Origin of the sequence: Kribbella flavida DSM 17836 (genome assembly GCF_000024345.1) — a bacterium.
Taxonomy (GTDB): Bacteria; Actinomycetota; Actinomycetes; order Propionibacteriales; family Kribbellaceae; genus Kribbella; species Kribbella flavida.
Genome location: NC_013729.1, coordinates 786897 through 801916 on the forward strand (window position 1 = coordinate 786897; position 15020 = coordinate 801916).

General features: G+C 72.7%; 12 protein-coding genes. 8 read left to right on the plus strand and 4 right to left on the minus strand.

Annotated features, from left to right (window positions below; all coding sequences use genetic code 11):
- Positions 1–149: 149 nt before the first annotated feature.
- Together KFLA_RS37785 and KFLA_RS03695 are read left to right on the plus strand one after the other, a co-directional pair.
- A complete protein-coding gene (locus KFLA_RS37785) occupies positions 150–305 on the plus strand; it encodes a hypothetical protein (protein ID WP_012918417.1) in 156 nt (51 codons plus the stop codon).
- A 10-nt stretch (positions 306–315) separates the two neighbouring features.
- The gene (locus KFLA_RS03695; protein ID WP_012918418.1) at positions 316–810 is read left to right on the plus strand and encodes a hypothetical protein; all 495 of its coding nucleotides are present in this window, start codon (positions 316–318) and stop codon (positions 808–810) included.
- 156 nt (positions 811–966) lie between these two features.
- Here KFLA_RS03695 and KFLA_RS03700 read toward each other — a convergent pair whose 3' ends face one another.
- The 4 genes from KFLA_RS03700 to KFLA_RS03720 are packed head-to-tail and all read right to left on the minus strand — an operon-like array spanning position 967 to position 6363.
- Positions 967–2604 (minus strand): right-handed parallel beta-helix repeat-containing protein, encoded by a 1638-nt coding sequence (locus KFLA_RS03700; RefSeq protein WP_012918419.1) that lies wholly within the window; start codon positions 2602–2604, stop codon positions 967–969.
- A complete protein-coding gene (locus KFLA_RS03705) occupies positions 2604–3251 on the minus strand; it encodes a helix-turn-helix transcriptional regulator (protein WP_049797254.1) in 648 nt (215 codons plus the stop codon). The genes KFLA_RS03700 and KFLA_RS03705 overlap by 1 nt, the downstream gene beginning before the upstream one ends.
- On the minus strand, positions 3248–4525 hold the full coding sequence (locus KFLA_RS03710; RefSeq protein WP_012918420.1) for a hypothetical protein: 1278 nt from the start codon (positions 4523–4525) through the stop codon (positions 3248–3250). The genes KFLA_RS03705 and KFLA_RS03710 overlap by 4 nt, the downstream gene beginning before the upstream one ends.
- The gene (locus KFLA_RS03720; RefSeq protein WP_012918421.1) at positions 4522–6363 is read right to left on the minus strand and encodes an AfsR/SARP family transcriptional regulator; all 1842 of its coding nucleotides are present in this window, start codon (positions 6361–6363) and stop codon (positions 4522–4524) included. Before KFLA_RS03720 ends, KFLA_RS03710 begins: the two co-directional genes overlap by 4 nt.
- Positions 6364–6416: 53 nt before the next feature.
- On the opposite strand from KFLA_RS03720, the gene KFLA_RS03725 reads away from it, so the two are divergent.
- Genes KFLA_RS03725 through KFLA_RS03750 form a run of 6 tightly spaced genes read left to right on the plus strand, consistent with a single transcriptional unit; the run spans position 6417 to position 15005 of the window.
- Positions 6417–7085, plus strand: a complete 669-nt coding sequence (locus KFLA_RS03725) for a response regulator transcription factor (protein WP_012918422.1) — start codon at positions 6417–6419, stop codon at positions 7083–7085.
- The gene (locus KFLA_RS03730; RefSeq protein ID WP_012918423.1) at positions 7082–8350 is read left to right on the plus strand and encodes a sensor histidine kinase; all 1269 of its coding nucleotides are present in this window, start codon (positions 7082–7084) and stop codon (positions 8348–8350) included. The genes KFLA_RS03725 and KFLA_RS03730 overlap by 4 nt, the downstream gene beginning before the upstream one ends.
- A 54-nt stretch (positions 8351–8404) precedes the next feature.
- On the plus strand, positions 8405–10759 hold the full coding sequence (locus KFLA_RS35285) for a fibronectin type III domain-containing protein (protein ID WP_012918424.1): 2355 nt from the start codon (positions 8405–8407) through the stop codon (positions 10757–10759).
- On the plus strand, positions 10756–11718 hold the full coding sequence (locus KFLA_RS03740; RefSeq protein ID WP_012918425.1) for an AAA family ATPase: 963 nt from the start codon (positions 10756–10758) through the stop codon (positions 11716–11718). The genes KFLA_RS35285 and KFLA_RS03740 overlap by 4 nt, the downstream gene beginning before the upstream one ends.
- 48 nt (positions 11719–11766) lie before the next feature.
- Complete coding sequence (locus tag KFLA_RS03745) at positions 11767–12903, plus strand: DUF58 domain-containing protein (RefSeq protein ID WP_012918426.1); 1137 nt, start codon at positions 11767–11769, stop codon at positions 12901–12903.
- A complete protein-coding gene (locus KFLA_RS03750; protein ID WP_041289132.1) occupies positions 12900–15005 on the plus strand; it encodes a transglutaminase TgpA family protein in 2106 nt (701 codons plus the stop codon). Before KFLA_RS03745 ends, KFLA_RS03750 begins: the two co-directional genes overlap by 4 nt.
- The last annotated feature ends 15 nt before the right edge of the window (positions 15006–15020 follow it).

The following is a 15020-nucleotide window of genomic DNA, read 5'->3' on the forward strand; positions in this document are numbered from 1 at the left end:
CGGTCGATTCACCAGGACGGCTGCCCGGCGGCGACAACGGCGGTGCGTGGTGCACCGCAGCCGCACCCGGGCGCACGGGCTGCCGCCGGCAGCCGTCCGCTTCCTTCGTCCCCGTCCACCGTTCGACGCTGTCTGCCAGGAAGGATGTCTTGCCCCCCGAAACCGTCGCCCCGCCGACCCGGACGCTCGCGCGGGCCTTCCACCCGATGTTCGCCCTGTACGCCGGTGTGCTGGCCGGCGCGGCCCTGATCTTCGACCTGCTCTACCTGATGGTCGGCGGCGGCGTGCTGATGGCCGCGCTCTAACACGTTGCCGGTGACGGCCGGTCTGGTCGCCTGCCTGGTCGCCGCGGCCGACGAGCTGCAGCTGGACCGCCCGGCCATGCGTGCTGCCGTCCTGCTGGCCGGCAGCGCCGGACTGACGAACACCCTCTACCTGGGCGCGATCGGCAGCATGCGGGCAACGGATCCGGCCAACTGGACGATGGGCGCGGTGTCGGTGCTGCTGAGCTGTGTCGCTGTGCTGTCCGCCGCCGTCACCGTCCACCTCACCCTCCGCCTCGCCGGCCTGGCCACCCCGGCTCCGCCCAGCACACCAACGGCCCCGCCGGCCATCAGTTGGGCGCCTCCGGCGATCGCCGGCACCGCCCCTGCCCTGTACGTCGAGCGCGTCAATCCCGGCCTGGCCGCTCTGGTCAATCAGACCCTCGTGGACCAGCGTTCAGCCGACGAGCTCCGGGCCGAGCAGACCCTGGTCGATCCGGCCGGCCAGACCCTGGTTCTCGCCGCCGACCGCCCGGCGGCCGCCTGACTTCCCTCCCGGTGGCAGGTGACCAGTACTCGCCGCCACCGAAGAGGCAGTGATCTGCTGCACTGCCTCGGCGACCCGGGCACCAGCCCCTGAACCCTCGACCCCCGGGTGCCCGGGTCGCCACTGCCTTGCCGATGCCTCCTCGGGCAAGCCCGCCTAGTGTCCGGCGGCCGACACGACGTCGCTGGCGAGCAGGGAGCGGAGTTCCTCTGTCGTGGGCATGCGGCCGAGGGCGCGCAGGCGCTGGGACTGGGCCTTGCGCATGGCCTCGACCAAGCGGCGGGCCTCGCGGGCGTTGCCGAAGTTCGCGCCGTGGGCGATCCGGTCGAAGTACGCGGTGAGTGGCTCACCGGCGGCCGGGTCGAGCAGGTAGTCGCCGCCGGCCACCATCCGGCCGGTGATCAGCAGCAGTTCCTCGGCCGAGTAGTTCTCGAACTCGATCGTCTTGGAGAACCGCGAGGCCAGGCCGGGGTTGGCGGCCAGGAAGTCGTCCATCTCGGTGGTGTAGCCGGCCACGATGATCGCGATCTCGTCGCGGTGGTCCTCCATCAGCTTGACCAGCGCGTCGATCGCCTCCTGGCCGAAGTCGCCGCCGGTGCCGGCCGAGCGGGACAGCGTGTACGCCTCGTCGATGAACAGCACCCCGCCGAGCGACTTCTCGAACACCGTCGCGGTCTTCTCCGCGGTGTGCCCGACGTACTGGCCGACCAGGTCGCGGCGCGACACCTCGGTGAACTCGCCGTGCGGCAGCACCCCGAGCGCCTTGAGCAGCTTGCCGTACAGCCGCGCGACGGTGGTCTTTCCGGTGCCGGGCGCCCCGGCGAAGATCAGATGGTGGCTGACGGCACCGATCGACAGCCCGGCCGCCCGCCGCCACTCGTTCACCTGGATCTCGTCGACCAGCGCGTGCACCTCGGCCTTCACGCCGGGCAGCCCGACCATCTCGTCCAGTTCGCCGAGCAGGTCCTCCAGCGGCCCGCCGCTCTCCGCCGGCCGCACCGAGGCCTGCTCGGTCACCTGGACGTCGGCGCCGTCGGGAATCACCAGGCCCGGCAGCCCGGTGTTGTCGGTCCGGCAGCCCTCGACCACGCCGCCGCAGCCCGGGGTGAACGCGATGCCGGCGCCGCGGGTGTCCTGGACGGTCACCCGCCGGATGGTCGGCGTACTGCCGTGGGCGACGCCGATTCCGTCGGTTCCGGTCCGGGAGACGGTGGTGTCGGTCAGCTCGGGCCGGCTGTACTGGTAGACGTAGATGCCGCGGCCGCCGCAGCCCGTCACCGTGCAGCCGCGGATCAGCGGATCGGAGCCCAGGGCAACGACGATGCCGTCGCCGGCGACGTCGCGGACGACCGTGTCGAGGATCCGGCCGCCGGCTCCCTCCACCACGATGCCGGTCTCGGCGCCCGCCACCGTGCACCGGTCCACGGTGAACGTCGTACTGGCGTGCACGCTGATCGCCGGCCGGGTCCGGCTGCGGATCTCGCACTGCTCGACGGTGAGCGCGGTCCGGTCGACCGAGACGGCCAGGTTGTCGCCGGCCCGGACCTCGAGGCCACGCAGGGTCAGCGCGCCGTCGACGGCGCGCAGGGTAGGCCAGTCCGCGCCGTCACCGTCCAGTACGACGGTCGCGCCCGCTTCGGCCTGCAGCGTGACGGACCGCCCGCTCAGCTCGAGCGTCTCCGCGTACGTCCCCGCGGCGATCGCCACGACGGCTCCGTCGGGTGCGTCCAGCAGGGCCGAGCCGATGGTCGAGTAGGCGCCGGGGCGGTCAGCCGCGACGGTCAGGACCCGCATCAGCTGGCCCGGTCCAGCAGCCAGCCCCGGTCGGCCGCCTTGACACCCGCCTGGAACCGGCTGCGGGCGCCCAGCCGGCCCATGATCTGCGAGACCATCCGGCGTACCGTCCGCACCGAGCAGCCGAGTTGGGCCGCCGCGACCTCGTCGGTGACGCCCAGCGCGAGCAGCCGGAGCATCTCCCGGTTCCGCGCGTCCAGGTCGGCGTCGCTCGGCAGGTCGCTGTCCGTCAGCGGTACGGCGTCCGGCCAGACCCGCTCGAACAGCTCGGTCGCCGTGGCGACGACGCTGCTCAGCCGCAGCACCGCGACGCTCCCGTTCGAGCTGTCGGCGGGCAGGACAGCGACCGCGCCGTCGATGATCAGCGCGTTCAGGGGGACGTGCGGCAGCGTCCGGACGGCCACGCCGGCCGCGGACAGCGCGCCGAGGTGGCGGCTCTGCCCCGGGGCGGTTCGGGCGGTGTCCGGGTAGATCGCCCGGTAGCGCAGGCCGGACCGGACGTCGCGCGGCCCGAACGCCGGCCCGGCCGGGGTCAGGTTGCTCATCGCGATGACCTCGTCGCGGGCCTCGGCCAGCAGCGCGGCGATGCCGTCCTGGGCGGGCACGTGGTGGAAGCCGGCGGGGCGGTTCAGCACGGTGACAGTCATGAGAGAGGGACCCCCAGAGGTAGCGTGGCGGCGACACCGGTCGCGTGCCGCCCGTCGAGGCGTTCGGGCACCACTCCGTAGGAGCGAGCCAGGGTGGTGAGCACGGTGACCGCCGCGTCGAGTGTGGCCGGATGTGAGGCGGCGACTCGCAGTACGGCGTCGTGCTGGGTGGGTTCTGGGCCGTCAGCCGGCGCGGTGACGGTGATGGCGAGGGTGTGCGCGCAGCCGGTCGCAGTACCGAGCAGGGTGTCGACCAAGGCCTGTGCGGCCGGCCTGTTGATGGCCGCGAATCCGCTGAGCCGGAGGGTGACCTGCAGGACAGGGCCTGCGGTCCAGCAGGACCAGCGCTCCCGAAGCTGACCGCGGCCGGCGTTGGTGTGGGCCAGGGCACCGATCGAGGCCAGGGCGTCGGGCTCGTCCAGCGGCAAGTACTCGACCTGCTCGCGGTCGAAGCGGCGTACGAGCCGTCGGCTGGCGTTGGCCAGCACCTGGCGCACCTGCTCGTCGGTGGGGAGCTCCGGTGACCGGTCAGCGCTGACAGCGATCCATGCCCGGGACTGGCGGCTCTGCTTGAGCCCGGTGTGCAGCACGAGCTGTACGGCGACGCCGACCGGCTGCTCGTCGGCGGACGCGGTCAGATCGGTCAGCTGGGGCAGCAGCGCCTGCTGCGCGTCGGTACCAACCCGCAGGACGACGGAGACTCCCCGCGGGTGGCTCAGTACGCCGTACGGCTGCTCGCGGATGACCAAGGTGTCCGTCGTGGTCTGGCCGCACAGGAGGCTGACCAGGTTCAGCGCGGTGTCGTTGCCGAGGTCGGCGCGGCGGCGACGGGCCAAGAAGCCCAGCAGCACCCCGACCCAGCGGTACAGCCAGAGCCCGCGAACTCGTACGGCGGTGAGCAGCACCAGCGTGATCGCACCGAGGCTGGTCAGCACCAGAGTCAGCCGAGAGCCCGCAGTGGCGGCCGCGACCGCGACGACCACGAGTTGCCAGCACACGACCTGGCCGACCCGGATCTCGCGCTCCGGAAGCCGCACCTTGTCCGGGACCGGCGGTGCGGACCTCGGCGGCTGCTCGACCAGGTACGACCGTGTTGCCGCGGGCGCAACCGATGCCGTCTTGACCACGTTCGGCCTGGCCGTCGGGCGCTGCTGGACCGCGGCGGTGCGGGTGACCGGCGTACCGATGGTTGTTGCCTGCGGTACGGCGGGAGCCGTCGACGCGTAGGCGGCCGGCTGCCCAGGAGCAGCTGCAGCCGCGGCCGAGGGCCTCATGCCACCCTCGGATCGTCAGGAGCGACCAGTTCCAGCGCAGCTCGGTGGCTGATCCGTACTCGCTGTGCAGCGGCCAGCAGGTCGTCGTGCGACTCAGTGGCCAGCGCCAAGCGGTGTGCGTGGTCCCGCACGACCACATGCAGCTCGAACCGACCCGGTGCGGGTTCGGAGAGGAGGTACCGGTCCATCAGCTCGTCGATCTGCTGCTCCACCTCAGCTTGGGCCAAGCCGGTCAGCTGAGCTGCCCGGCGTACGTCGAACTGCGGCGTCAGGCTGAGCAGGCGGTAGAACCTGCGGGTCTGCGCCGGGAGCGATTCGTACGTCGGGTCCAGCTGCGCGTGCACCGTCGCCAGCTCGCGGTAGCGGGTGGTCTGGTCGTCCAAGCGGGTGGCCAGCCGGGCGGCGGTCCACGGCCGGCGGCTCCGCAGGGAGTCGCTGAGGCGGCGCAGTGCGGCCGGGTGGCCCGCACTCCAGCGGAGTACCTGCGCGCTGTCGGTCAACTGCTCCGCCTCCTCGGCGCGCAGCGGATCGAGGGTGATGAGAACGTCGCAGTCCAGACCGGCGAGGCGGTTGCGGCTGGTCACGATGACGAGCGAGCCCGGGGCGTTGGGTAGCAGCTGGTGCACCTGCTCCGCGTCGGCGACGTCGTCCAGCACCAGCAGCACCGGCCGGCCGTGTGAGCGCCAGAGCGCAGTTCGCGCCGCAGTTGCTGTCGGCAACGACGTCTCGGGCCGGTCGGCCTGGAGCAGCACGCCGAGCGCCTCGAAGGGGCTGACCGGCCCGTCCCGGTGCGCGCGCAGGTCGACGTGGTGCTTCCACTCGACGCCCTTGATCCGGGCGGCGGCCTCCACCGCGAAAGCGCTCTTGCCGATCCCGGCCAGTCCCTCGACCGCCACGACGGTCATCCGTTCCGGGCTGACCGCGTCCCGAACGGCGGCAAGGTCGGCGGCGCGGCCGACGAAGCCCGCGGTCCGCGGCGGAAGATCGCTGTAGGTGGCGTCGAGGGGCTCTGGGTCAGCGGTGATCGCCTGCACGGCGATCGGCTGCGGAGCCGGGGTGACGTCCGAGGTCAGGATCTGGTGATGCAGCGCAGTGAGCTCAGCCCCGGGCTCGATGCCCAGGTCCCGGATCAGCACACCGCGAGCCCGCTGGTACGCCGCCAGCGCGTCGTGCCGGCGCCCGGTCTGCCAGAGCGCGGCCATCAGCCGGGTCCAGGCCAGCTCGCGCAACGGGTCCTCGTCGGTCAGCGCCCGGAGCAGTGCGATCGCGTCGGCCGACCGGCCGAGGGCCAGGTGCGCGTCAGCGAGGTCCTCTCGCAGCGTCCGGTGCAGCTCGGTGAGCCGGTCGACCGCTGACGTGGCGTCCCCGGTCAGTCCGTCGTACGGGCATCCGCGCCACAGTCCGAGCGCGTGCTCGACCAGCTGGGCCGCCTCCTCCGCCGCCTGCGCGGAGCAGGGTCGGTCCGCGGTGAGCAGTTTGTGGGCGGAGTCGGCCAGCGAGGCCGCCTCGTCCGCGTCGAGCTCTCCGGGCAGCACGCGGACGCGGTACGCGCCGGGCCGGCTCTCGATCCGCTCGTCCGGCAAGGCCCGGCGCAGCTGCCAGACGTAGGTCTTCAGGTTGCGCTGGGCGGAGGCGGGGGCGTCGAGCCCGGACCAGACGGCCTCGATCAGCTGGTCGGTGCTGACCCAGGCGTTGCGGTGCAGCAGCAGGAGCGTGAGCACCGTCGCCGGTTTGCCGCCGCACAGGTCGAGCGGCCGGCCGTCCGGGCCGTCCACCTCCAGCGGACCGAGCACGCGGAAGGCGAGCCGGGCCGGTGTGTGCGCTGCGTGACCGTTCATGACACATACGATCCGTGTCGACGATGACATTTCGATGACACGTGAGGCCCCGAGTGCGCGTACTGGTGGTAGAGGACGACGAGGACCTCCGGGTGGCGGTCTCGGCCGGGTTGCGGTCGGCGGCGCTGGCGGTGGACAGCGCCGCCGACATCGCGGCCGCGGACGAGGCGCTGTTCGTGAACTCCTACGACTGCGTGGTGTTCGACCGGATGCTGCCCGACGGCGACTCGGTCGGGTACGTGCGGACCAGGCGCCGGGAGGGTTGGGCGGTCCCTGTCCTGTTCCTGACGGCCCGGGACACGCTGGCCGACCGGGTGGAAGGCTTCGAGCACGGCGGCGACGACTACCTGGTCAAGCCGTTCGCGGTGGCCGAGCTGACCGCTCGCGTGCTCAGCCTGTGCCGCCGGGCCGGCACCGGACGGCCACCGGTCCTGCGGTACGACGACGTCGAGCTGGACACCGGGCGCCGGGAGGTACGCCGGGCCGGTGTGTTGCTCACGCTGACAGCGAAGGAGTTCTCGGTGCTCGAGTACCTGATGAGCCGAGCCGAGCACGTGGTGTCCAGGTCCGAGCTGATCGAGCACTGCTGGGACTCGGCGGCCGACCCGATGTCCAACGTGGTGGACGTGACGATCAAGCGGCTGCGGACCAAGCTGCGCCGGCCGGAGCTGGTGCACGCCGTGCGCGGCCAGGGGTACCGGCTGGTCAGGACCGCGGGATGAGGGGCCGGTCGGTCGAGCGGCTGCGCCGGTTGCGCTGGCGGCTGACCGTGCTCTTCACCGTGATGAACACGCTCGGCCTGGTCGTGCTCGCGCCGCTGCTCATCGTGCTGAACGGCACCCGCACCGACGACCGGGTCAACCACGAGCTCGACCTGGTCACCGAGGCCATGGTGCGGCTGATTCGCGACGACAACACCCTCGGCCTGGACCAGCTGTCCCGGGACCCGCTGTACGACCGCTGCCCGTCGTTCGTGGTGCTGCCCGGCGGTGCGACGTCGTTCCCGCCCAGTCACAGCGGCCGGGTCTGCGCACCGGTCGACCAGGCGGTGCTGGACCAGGTCGCCACCGAGGCCGTCTCCAGCGGCAACCGCGTCCGCGCTGACCGCGAGGCGACCAACGGCCGCGACGTACGGATGCTCGCGCTGCCGTTCAAGGACTCCAGCCAGCGGTACGCCGGGGCGGTGGTCGCGTGGGACGACACCGCCGACGAAGCGGCCCAGCACCGCAACCTGGTGCTCACTGTGCTGGCCAGCTGTGCCGTGCTGATCGCCGCGGCCGCGTTGCTCGGCTACTGGTTGTCCGGTCGAGCGATCCGGCCGGCCATGGCCGCGCTGGAGCAGCAGGAGGGACTGCTCGCCGATACCGCCCACGACCTCCGTACGCCGGTCGCGGCACTCCGGGCGCTGGCGGAGGCGGCGGCGCAGGACCCGGAGCAGCGGGCTGAGCTCCTGCCGCGCACGGTGCGGCTGGCCGGGCGGATGGGTGACATCATCGACGGGCTGCTGGTCCGGGCCCGCCTGGCCGCCGGTGTCGAGCAGCTGTCGATGCAGCTGGTCTGGCTGGACCAGTTGGTGGCCGGAGTGGTCGAGGACACCCCAGCGGGGTCCGCCCAGGTCTCGGTGGTGACGGTGCCGACGATGGTGCGGGCCGACCCCTCGCTGGTGATGCGGGCGATCGGCAACCTGTTCAGCAACGCCCTGCGGCACGGCCGTGGGCCGAACGGGCAGGCGGTCGTGACAGTGACCGTCGCCGACGGCCGGGTCACGGTGGCCGACCAGGGCCCGGGGGTGGACCTGGCGCGCGGGGAGGAGATGTTCGAGCGGTTCCACAGCGGCGGCGGCTCGTCCGGCCTCGGGTTGTCCATCGTCCGGTGGGTGGCGCTGTCCCACGGCGGCGACCTGAAGGTCTACAACGGCGAGGAGGGCGGCGCGATCTTCGAGTTCTCGCTGCCGGTGGCCGCGCCGCCGGACGGGGCCGATCGCTGAGACTGGACCGGATCTGGATTGGCCCTGGACCACGGCTCGCCTAGCCTTCCAGGTGTGAAGCCGTTCACGCAGATGCGCCGCCGCCTCACCGAGCGTGAGACAGGCGAGCCGACCCGTCGTTCCGAGGTGTGGCGGCCGCGCGCCGCGCTGGCCGCGGTCGTGGCCGGTTGCGTCGCGGTGACCGGGGTCGCGGTGGCCGGCGCGGGCAGTGCCGCGCCCGGCGTCGAGTTCAGCCAGTCCGGCCGCTACGTCTACAACGCGACGCTCGGCAAGATCTTCCACGTCAACGGCAGCACCAAGAACGTCGATCAGCAGATCCCGCTGCCGGACGCCGGCCCGGGCACCCAGGTGGTCGAGTCCGACGAGAACGGCTACGTGCTGGCCGAGGGCCGCACCTTCGAGTTCGGCAAGTCGACGCTGGAGGTGGCCGACCCGCAGCCCGCCCCGGCGAACGAGTTGCCGGTCGGGCTGGAGGGCGGCGGCGCGGCGTTCGCGATCTACCGGCAGGCCGGGCGGATCGTCCGGTTCGACGACCACCCGGCGGTGGCGGCGGTCGGCGTACCGCTGGGGGCGCCGGTGGTGACGTCGGACGGCACGGTCTGGGTGCACCGCTCGGACAACGGCCAGCTCTGCCTGCTGCCGCTGGACGCGGACCGGCTGGCCTGCCCGGCGAAGGTGCCGGCCGGGCACGGCGGCGCCCTGTCGGTGCTCGGTGAGGACCAGGTCGTCTTCGTGGACACCACTGCCCGGGAGGTGGCCGCCGTCGACGAGGGCGGCCTGGGCCGTCAGGTCCCGCTCCCGGTCGCCGACCTGCCGAGCAGCGCGATCGTCGCGGCGAACGACGTGGGCGGGCGGCTGGCCATCGTCGACCCGCAGCGCAACGTGCTGCACCTGGTCGGCACCAGCGAGCTGACCACCGGCAAGCCGGACCCGGAACCGGTCCGCAAGCCGCTGCGCAAGGGCCGGTACGAGCGGATCGCCTCGACCGGCGCGAGCCTCGCGCTGATCGACGACAGCACCGACTCCCTCGTCACGCTCGACCGCAACGGGACGGAGACGTCCTTCCGGCGGATCCCGCCGCCGACCAAACAGGCCAAGGTCGACCCGAAGGCCAAGACCGGGCTGTACCGCGGCGGCGACGCCCGGCTGTACGTCGCGGGCCGCTCCGGCGAGCAGGTGATGGTCGTCGACGACACCGGCGACGTCACCGCGGTCGACACCAACGCCGCGGACCGGCCGGCCAAGCCGGGCGGCGACCCGACGCCGGGCGACCGGCCGTCGTCCAAGCCGACCCAGCGCCCGAGCACACCGCCGGTGAAGCCCAGCCCACCGCCGGTGAAGCCGAGCCCGCCGCCGGTGAAGCCCAGCCCACCGACCACCACGACTCAGCGGCCGGATCCACCGGAGCAGACCAACCGGCCGCCGCAGGACCGGCCGACCAACCGGCCGCAGGACCGGCCGGGCGGCGACGCCACCACCGAGCGGCCCAGCGGCAAGCCGAAGCGGCCGACAACGCCACCGGTCAAGCCGGCTGTACAGGCGAGCCGGCCGGGTGCGCCCCGAGCGGTCTCCGGCAGTGCGGGTGAGAGCTCCGTCCGCGTGAACTGGGAGGCGGCCGCGGCCAACGGAGCCGCCGTCACGCAGTACGTGGTGTCCTGGGCAGGGGGCAGCCGGACCCTGTCCGCCTCGGCGCGCAGCTTCACTGTCACCGGCCTCACCAACGGAACCGGCTACACCGTCACCGTCCGCGCGGTGAACCGGGTGGGCACCGGCCCGGCCAGCAGCACCAGCCGGCTCGTGCCGACCGGCGGTGCCGCGGATGCCCCGGGGAATCTTCAGCTGACCGGTGGCGACGCGAGGATCGCCGTGAGCTGGAGCCGGCCGGACCTGCAGGGCAACCGGCTGCTGGGCTACCAGGTCGAGACCGCAGTGACCAGTACGCGGGTGACCAGCACCCGGCACACGATCACCGGCTTGAAGAACGGCACGACGTACCGGGTCAGCGTGCGGGCGGTCACCACCGACAGCTCCGGCCGCCAGATCTACGGACGGGCTGTGGCCAAGTCGATCAAGCTGGGCAGCGGGGTGATCGAGCCGCGGCTGACCGCGTCGCGGGGCGCGTCCACCAGCCACGGCTCCGGTGACGACGCGTGTGAGCCGCCGGGCTGCGCCTACATCCGGATCGTCGGGACCGGTCTGAAGCCGAACACGGAGTACGAGTTTGTGCCCTACACGACCAAGTGGCAGCCGTCGAACGGCGGCGCTGACCTGAGGACCGAAGCGGACGGCAGCATCCTGATCGACGACCGGTTCGCCACTGACGCATCCGGCCAGCAGGTCTGGGTCGTCGCGACCGGACCGGACGGCGAGAAGATCACTTCCAACAAGTTCAACTGGGGTAGCAGATGAGCGCGACCATCCCGCCCGGCGAGGCCTACCGGCTGGTGGCCGACAACCTGCAGCGGGTGATGCACGGCAAGCCCGAGGTGGTCCGGCTCGCGCTGACCGCGCTGTTCGCCGAGGGGCATCTGCTGATCGAGGACGTGCCCGGCCTGGGCAAGACCACGCTGGCCCGGTGCATCGCGCGCAGCATCGACGCGAGCTGGAACCGGATCCAGTTCACCCCCGACCTGCTGCCCGGCGACATCACCGGCGTGATGGTCTACCACCAGGGCAACGAGACGTTCGAGTTCCACCCCGGCGGCATCTTCGCCAACGTGGTGGTCGCCGACGAGATCAACCGGGGCACGCCGAAGACGCAGTCCGCGCTGCTCGAGGTGATGGCCGAGCGCCGGGTCACGGTCGACTCGGTGACCCGGGCGGTGCCGGACCCGTTCCTGGTGATCGGCACCCAGAACCCGATCGAGATGGAGGGCACCTACCGGCTGCCCGAGGCGCAGCTGGACCGCTTCCTGATGCGCATCGCGGTCGGCTACCCCGACCACGACGCCGAGGTCCGGATCGTGCTCGGCGACACCGGCCGGATCGGCCCCGACTCGCTCAGCCCGGTGATCGACGTACCGGCCCTGCGCAACGCGATCGCGGCCGTGCGCTCGGTGCACGTCGACCCCGCGATCAGCTCGTACGCCGTGAAGCTGGTCGCCGCCACCCGCGAGCACACCGCCGTCCGGTACGGCGCGAGCCCGCGCGGCAGTATCGCCCTGGTCCGGGCCGCCCGGGCGTACGCGGCGACCGACGGCCGGGCGTTCACCACGCCGGACGACGTCAAGCAGGTGGCCCAGCCGGTGCTCGCCCACCGGCTCGTGCTCACGCCCGACGCCGAGCTCAGCCAGCGGCCGCCGTCCTCGGTGGTCGACGAGGTCCTCGCCGCCACCCCGGCTCCCACCGCCAGCGTGGGCGCGAGCTGATCCCCGGCGAGGCGAGCCGATGACCCAACGACGCGGCCAGGGTGAACGATGCGGCTGACCGGGCGCGGTATCGCCGTCCTGGCCGGGTCCGCGGCGGCGTACCTGCTCGGTGAGCTGGCCGGGTACGCCCTGTTCCGGGCGATGGCCGGCATCGGGCTCGGAGCGTTGCTGGCAGCAACCTTCCTGACCGTCCGCCGTCCGCACGTCGACGTCCAGCGAGGCCTGTCACCGGACCGGGTCGAGCGGGGACGCCCGGCCCTGGCGACCCTGCGCGTGCGCAACACCGGCACCCGGTGGCAGCCCGGCTTCGCCGCTCACGACTCGGCCGGCGCGGAGCGGCAGCACGTCCGGATCCGCCGGCTCGGCCCGGACGGCGAGGCGACGTACCGGTACGAGCTGCCGACCGTCCGGCGCGGCCGGCTCGAGGTAGGCCCGTTGGTGCTGGAGCGCAGCGACCCGCTCGGGCTGGCCCACAACCGGCTCGCGACCGGCGAGACCGCGACGCTGTGGGTGCATCCCAAGCGGCACCCGACCCGGACCGTGGTTGCCGGCCGGCCCAGACATCACCACGTCGGCCGCACCGCCGACGACTCGCTCCGCGGCTCGGCCGATCTGCGCGACGTCCGCCCGTACGTCGTCGGCGACGAGGTGCGGCACCTGCACTGGAAGGCGACCGCGCGGACCGGCCAGCTGATGGTGCGCGACTTCGTCGACCCGGACCAGCCGCGGCTCACCGTCCTGCTGGACACCCGCACCGAGTCTTTGCCGCCGGCAACCTTCGAGGAAGCGGTCGAGGTCGCCGCCTCGATCCTGTTCGCGGCGTCGATGGCGGGCCACCGGTGCCGGTTGCTGACCTCGGCCGGAAGCGACCTGGCCGCCCCCGGCGGTCCGCTGGCGTCACGCAGGTTCCTGGACGAGCTGTGCCTGGTGGAGCAGACCGAAGACCGGGTGGCGTTGCTGCCGAGCGCGCTGACCACCGGTCCGTCCAGTGGTGGCGCGATCGTGGTCGTCACCGGCGCCCGGGGCACGGCGAGTGACCTCGCGCCGCTGCTGGTCCGGTACAGCTCGGTGACCGTGCTGGGGATCGGACCGGTGCACGGTGTCGCTCCGATCCTCGGCGCGCGCGTCATCCTGGCAGCGGACGCACCGGAGGCTCTGCAGCAGTGGAGCGGGGTGATCCAGTGAGCAGCCGGCGCAGGACGCTCGCAGTGCTGGCGGGCGCCGTGCTCGGCGGTCTGTGCTTCGCCCCTGTCTTCGGTGTCACTGCCCTCCTGCTGCCGGTCCTGGTCGTGGGGGCGGCCGTGTACGCCGTCACCGAGCTCTGCCGGCTGCGAGCGGGTGTCGCCGCGTGGCGGCCACTTCTTGTGGTGCTGGTCGGCCTGCTTGCTGTGGTGGAGACCGTGCTGCGAGGCACGACGGCGTTCGGTGTACCGACTGCCGAGTCGCTGCGGGCGCTGGGCCGAGGGCTGACCGCTTGGCGGTCGACGCTGGAGTCCACCTGGCCGGCGCGCCCGGAGCCGGACCTAATAGTTTTCGTCCCGCTGCTGGTGCTGCTGGCGTGCCTGCTCGCCGTGGAGCTGCTCGACCGGGCGCCACCGCTGGTGGCGGTCCTACCGGGACTCTTGGTGGCCGGAGTGGGCCAGCTCTACATCGCGCTGGACGGGGCGGCTGCGGTCCTGGTTGCCTTCGGCTATGGACTGGTGCTGGCGGCTGTGCTGGCTCCGGACACGCAGCGACGAGCGTCTCGGTCGTTCGCGCCCCTGGTGGCGGCGGTGGTGCTCACCGCGGTGGCAGTTGTCGGTTCTGCCGTCCTGACAGCGTTCGACCCCGCCGGGCGTACGCCGTACACGCTGCAGCAGCTGCAGAGCGCTGCGGCGCCCGTCACCCGGCAGACCAACCCGCTGGACGAGCTGGCAAGCCGTCTCACTCCGAACAACGCCGGCACCGTCGTCTTCCGCTACCAGTCGCCCGCTCCGGTCACCCGGTGGCGTCAGGTCGCCCTGGACCAGTTCGACGGATCCAACTGGAGCACCGATCACCCGGTACTGCGCCTCGGCTCGGATCTGGAGCCAGGGCCCGACGTCCGCGTCGGCGTGACCACGCAGCAGGCGGTGGTCGAGCCGAAGAACCTGTCCGGCCCCTGGCTGCCCGGGCAGGCGTTGCCCTCATCCGTCCGCGGCGCCGTCGACCCGCAGGTCGAGCCGGTCGGCGGGACGCTGGTGACGCGGGAGATGCCGGAGCGCTACGAGCTGACCTGGTCGAAGCCCACGGTCGACGCCAACCTGCTCGTGCAGGCCGGCGTCGACCCGCAACCTCAGCTCGGTGAGCTCGGCGCCATTCCGAACGAGGTGGCCGCCCTTGCGACGGAGGCGCTGGCCGATCGGCGCGCCACCTTTGCGACAGCGCTGGCGCTGGAGTCGTTCCTGCGGAAGCGGTACTCGCTGGCCACGACCGAGCCGTTGCCGACCGGTCACGGCTGGCCGCAGCTGCGGCGGTTCCTGCTCGACAACGAGCCGGGGACGAGTGAGCAGTTCGCCGCGGCGTACGTCGTCCTGGCGCGGGCCAACGGCATCCCGGCCCGGCTGGTGGTCGGGTTCCGTGCCCCGGCCGAGCCCGACGCGGACGGCTGGTACACGGTCCGCAACGGCAACGCGTTCGCATGGCCGGAGGTGGCGGTCGACGGCGTCGGCTGGTGGCCCCTGGACCCGGCCGGCCAGGCGACGGCCGGCACGAAGGCGACCGCCGGGACGGAGGCCGAAGTCACCGACCAGGCCCGCGCCGCGGTCCCACCGGTCAACGAGATCGAGGACCCGGAGGTGGCGCCACCGGCCGCAGGCGAGGACAAGAGCAGTTGGGACGGCCTCGACGTACCGGTGCTCGGCATCTTCCTGGTCTCCGCGGGCCTGCTGGTGTTGTGGCTGGCCGGTGTGCCGCTGCTGAAGTCCCTGCGGGCGGTGCGACGCAGACGCCGACCGGGCGATGCAGCAGTGGTCGGAGCGTGGGCAGAGGTCCGCGACCGGCTCCGGGACCACGGAGTGCCAGTCAGCCCGGGCATGACGGTCCGCGACCTCGCAGTAGCGGCCGCCGACGTCACCGATGCCCGAGCGAACGCCGGGCTGGCCGTGGTGGCGAGCAGCGTCGACCGAGCCCTGTGGTCCGGGGGAGCGGTCGGGCCCGAGATCAGCAAGCAGGCCTGGGCCGGCGTCCGTGAAGTACGCCGGGGGCTGCGGTCGCGCCCGTGGCTGGACCGGTTGCAGGCAGCGTTGGAGCCCCGCAGTCTGTTCTAGGGCGTGTTGATCAAC

What these genes read in the sequence shown, in the direction of transcription:
- KFLA_RS03730 (WP_012918423.1), top strand. Translation starts at nt 7,082, where the DNA reads ATGAGGGGCCGGTCGGTCGAGCGGCTGCGCCGGTTGCGCTGGCGGCTG.
- KFLA_RS03705 (WP_049797254.1), bottom strand. Translation starts at nt 3,251, where the DNA reads ATGACTGTCACCGTGCTGAACCGCCCCGCCGGCTTCCACCACGTGCCC.
- KFLA_RS03710 (WP_012918420.1), bottom strand. Translation starts at nt 4,525, where the DNA reads ATGAGGCCCTCGGCCGCGGCTGCAGCTGCTCCTGGGCAGCCGGCCGCC.
- KFLA_RS03720 (WP_012918421.1), bottom strand. Translation starts at nt 6,363, where the DNA reads ATGAACGGTCACGCAGCGCACACACCGGCCCGGCTCGCCTTCCGCGTG.
- KFLA_RS03745 (WP_012918426.1), top strand. Translation starts at nt 11,767, where the DNA reads ATGCGGCTGACCGGGCGCGGTATCGCCGTCCTGGCCGGGTCCGCGGCG.
- KFLA_RS03740 (WP_012918425.1), top strand. Translation starts at nt 10,756, where the DNA reads ATGAGCGCGACCATCCCGCCCGGCGAGGCCTACCGGCTGGTGGCCGAC.
- KFLA_RS03700 (WP_012918419.1), bottom strand. Translation starts at nt 2,604, where the DNA reads ATGCGGGTCCTGACCGTCGCGGCTGACCGCCCCGGCGCCTACTCGACC.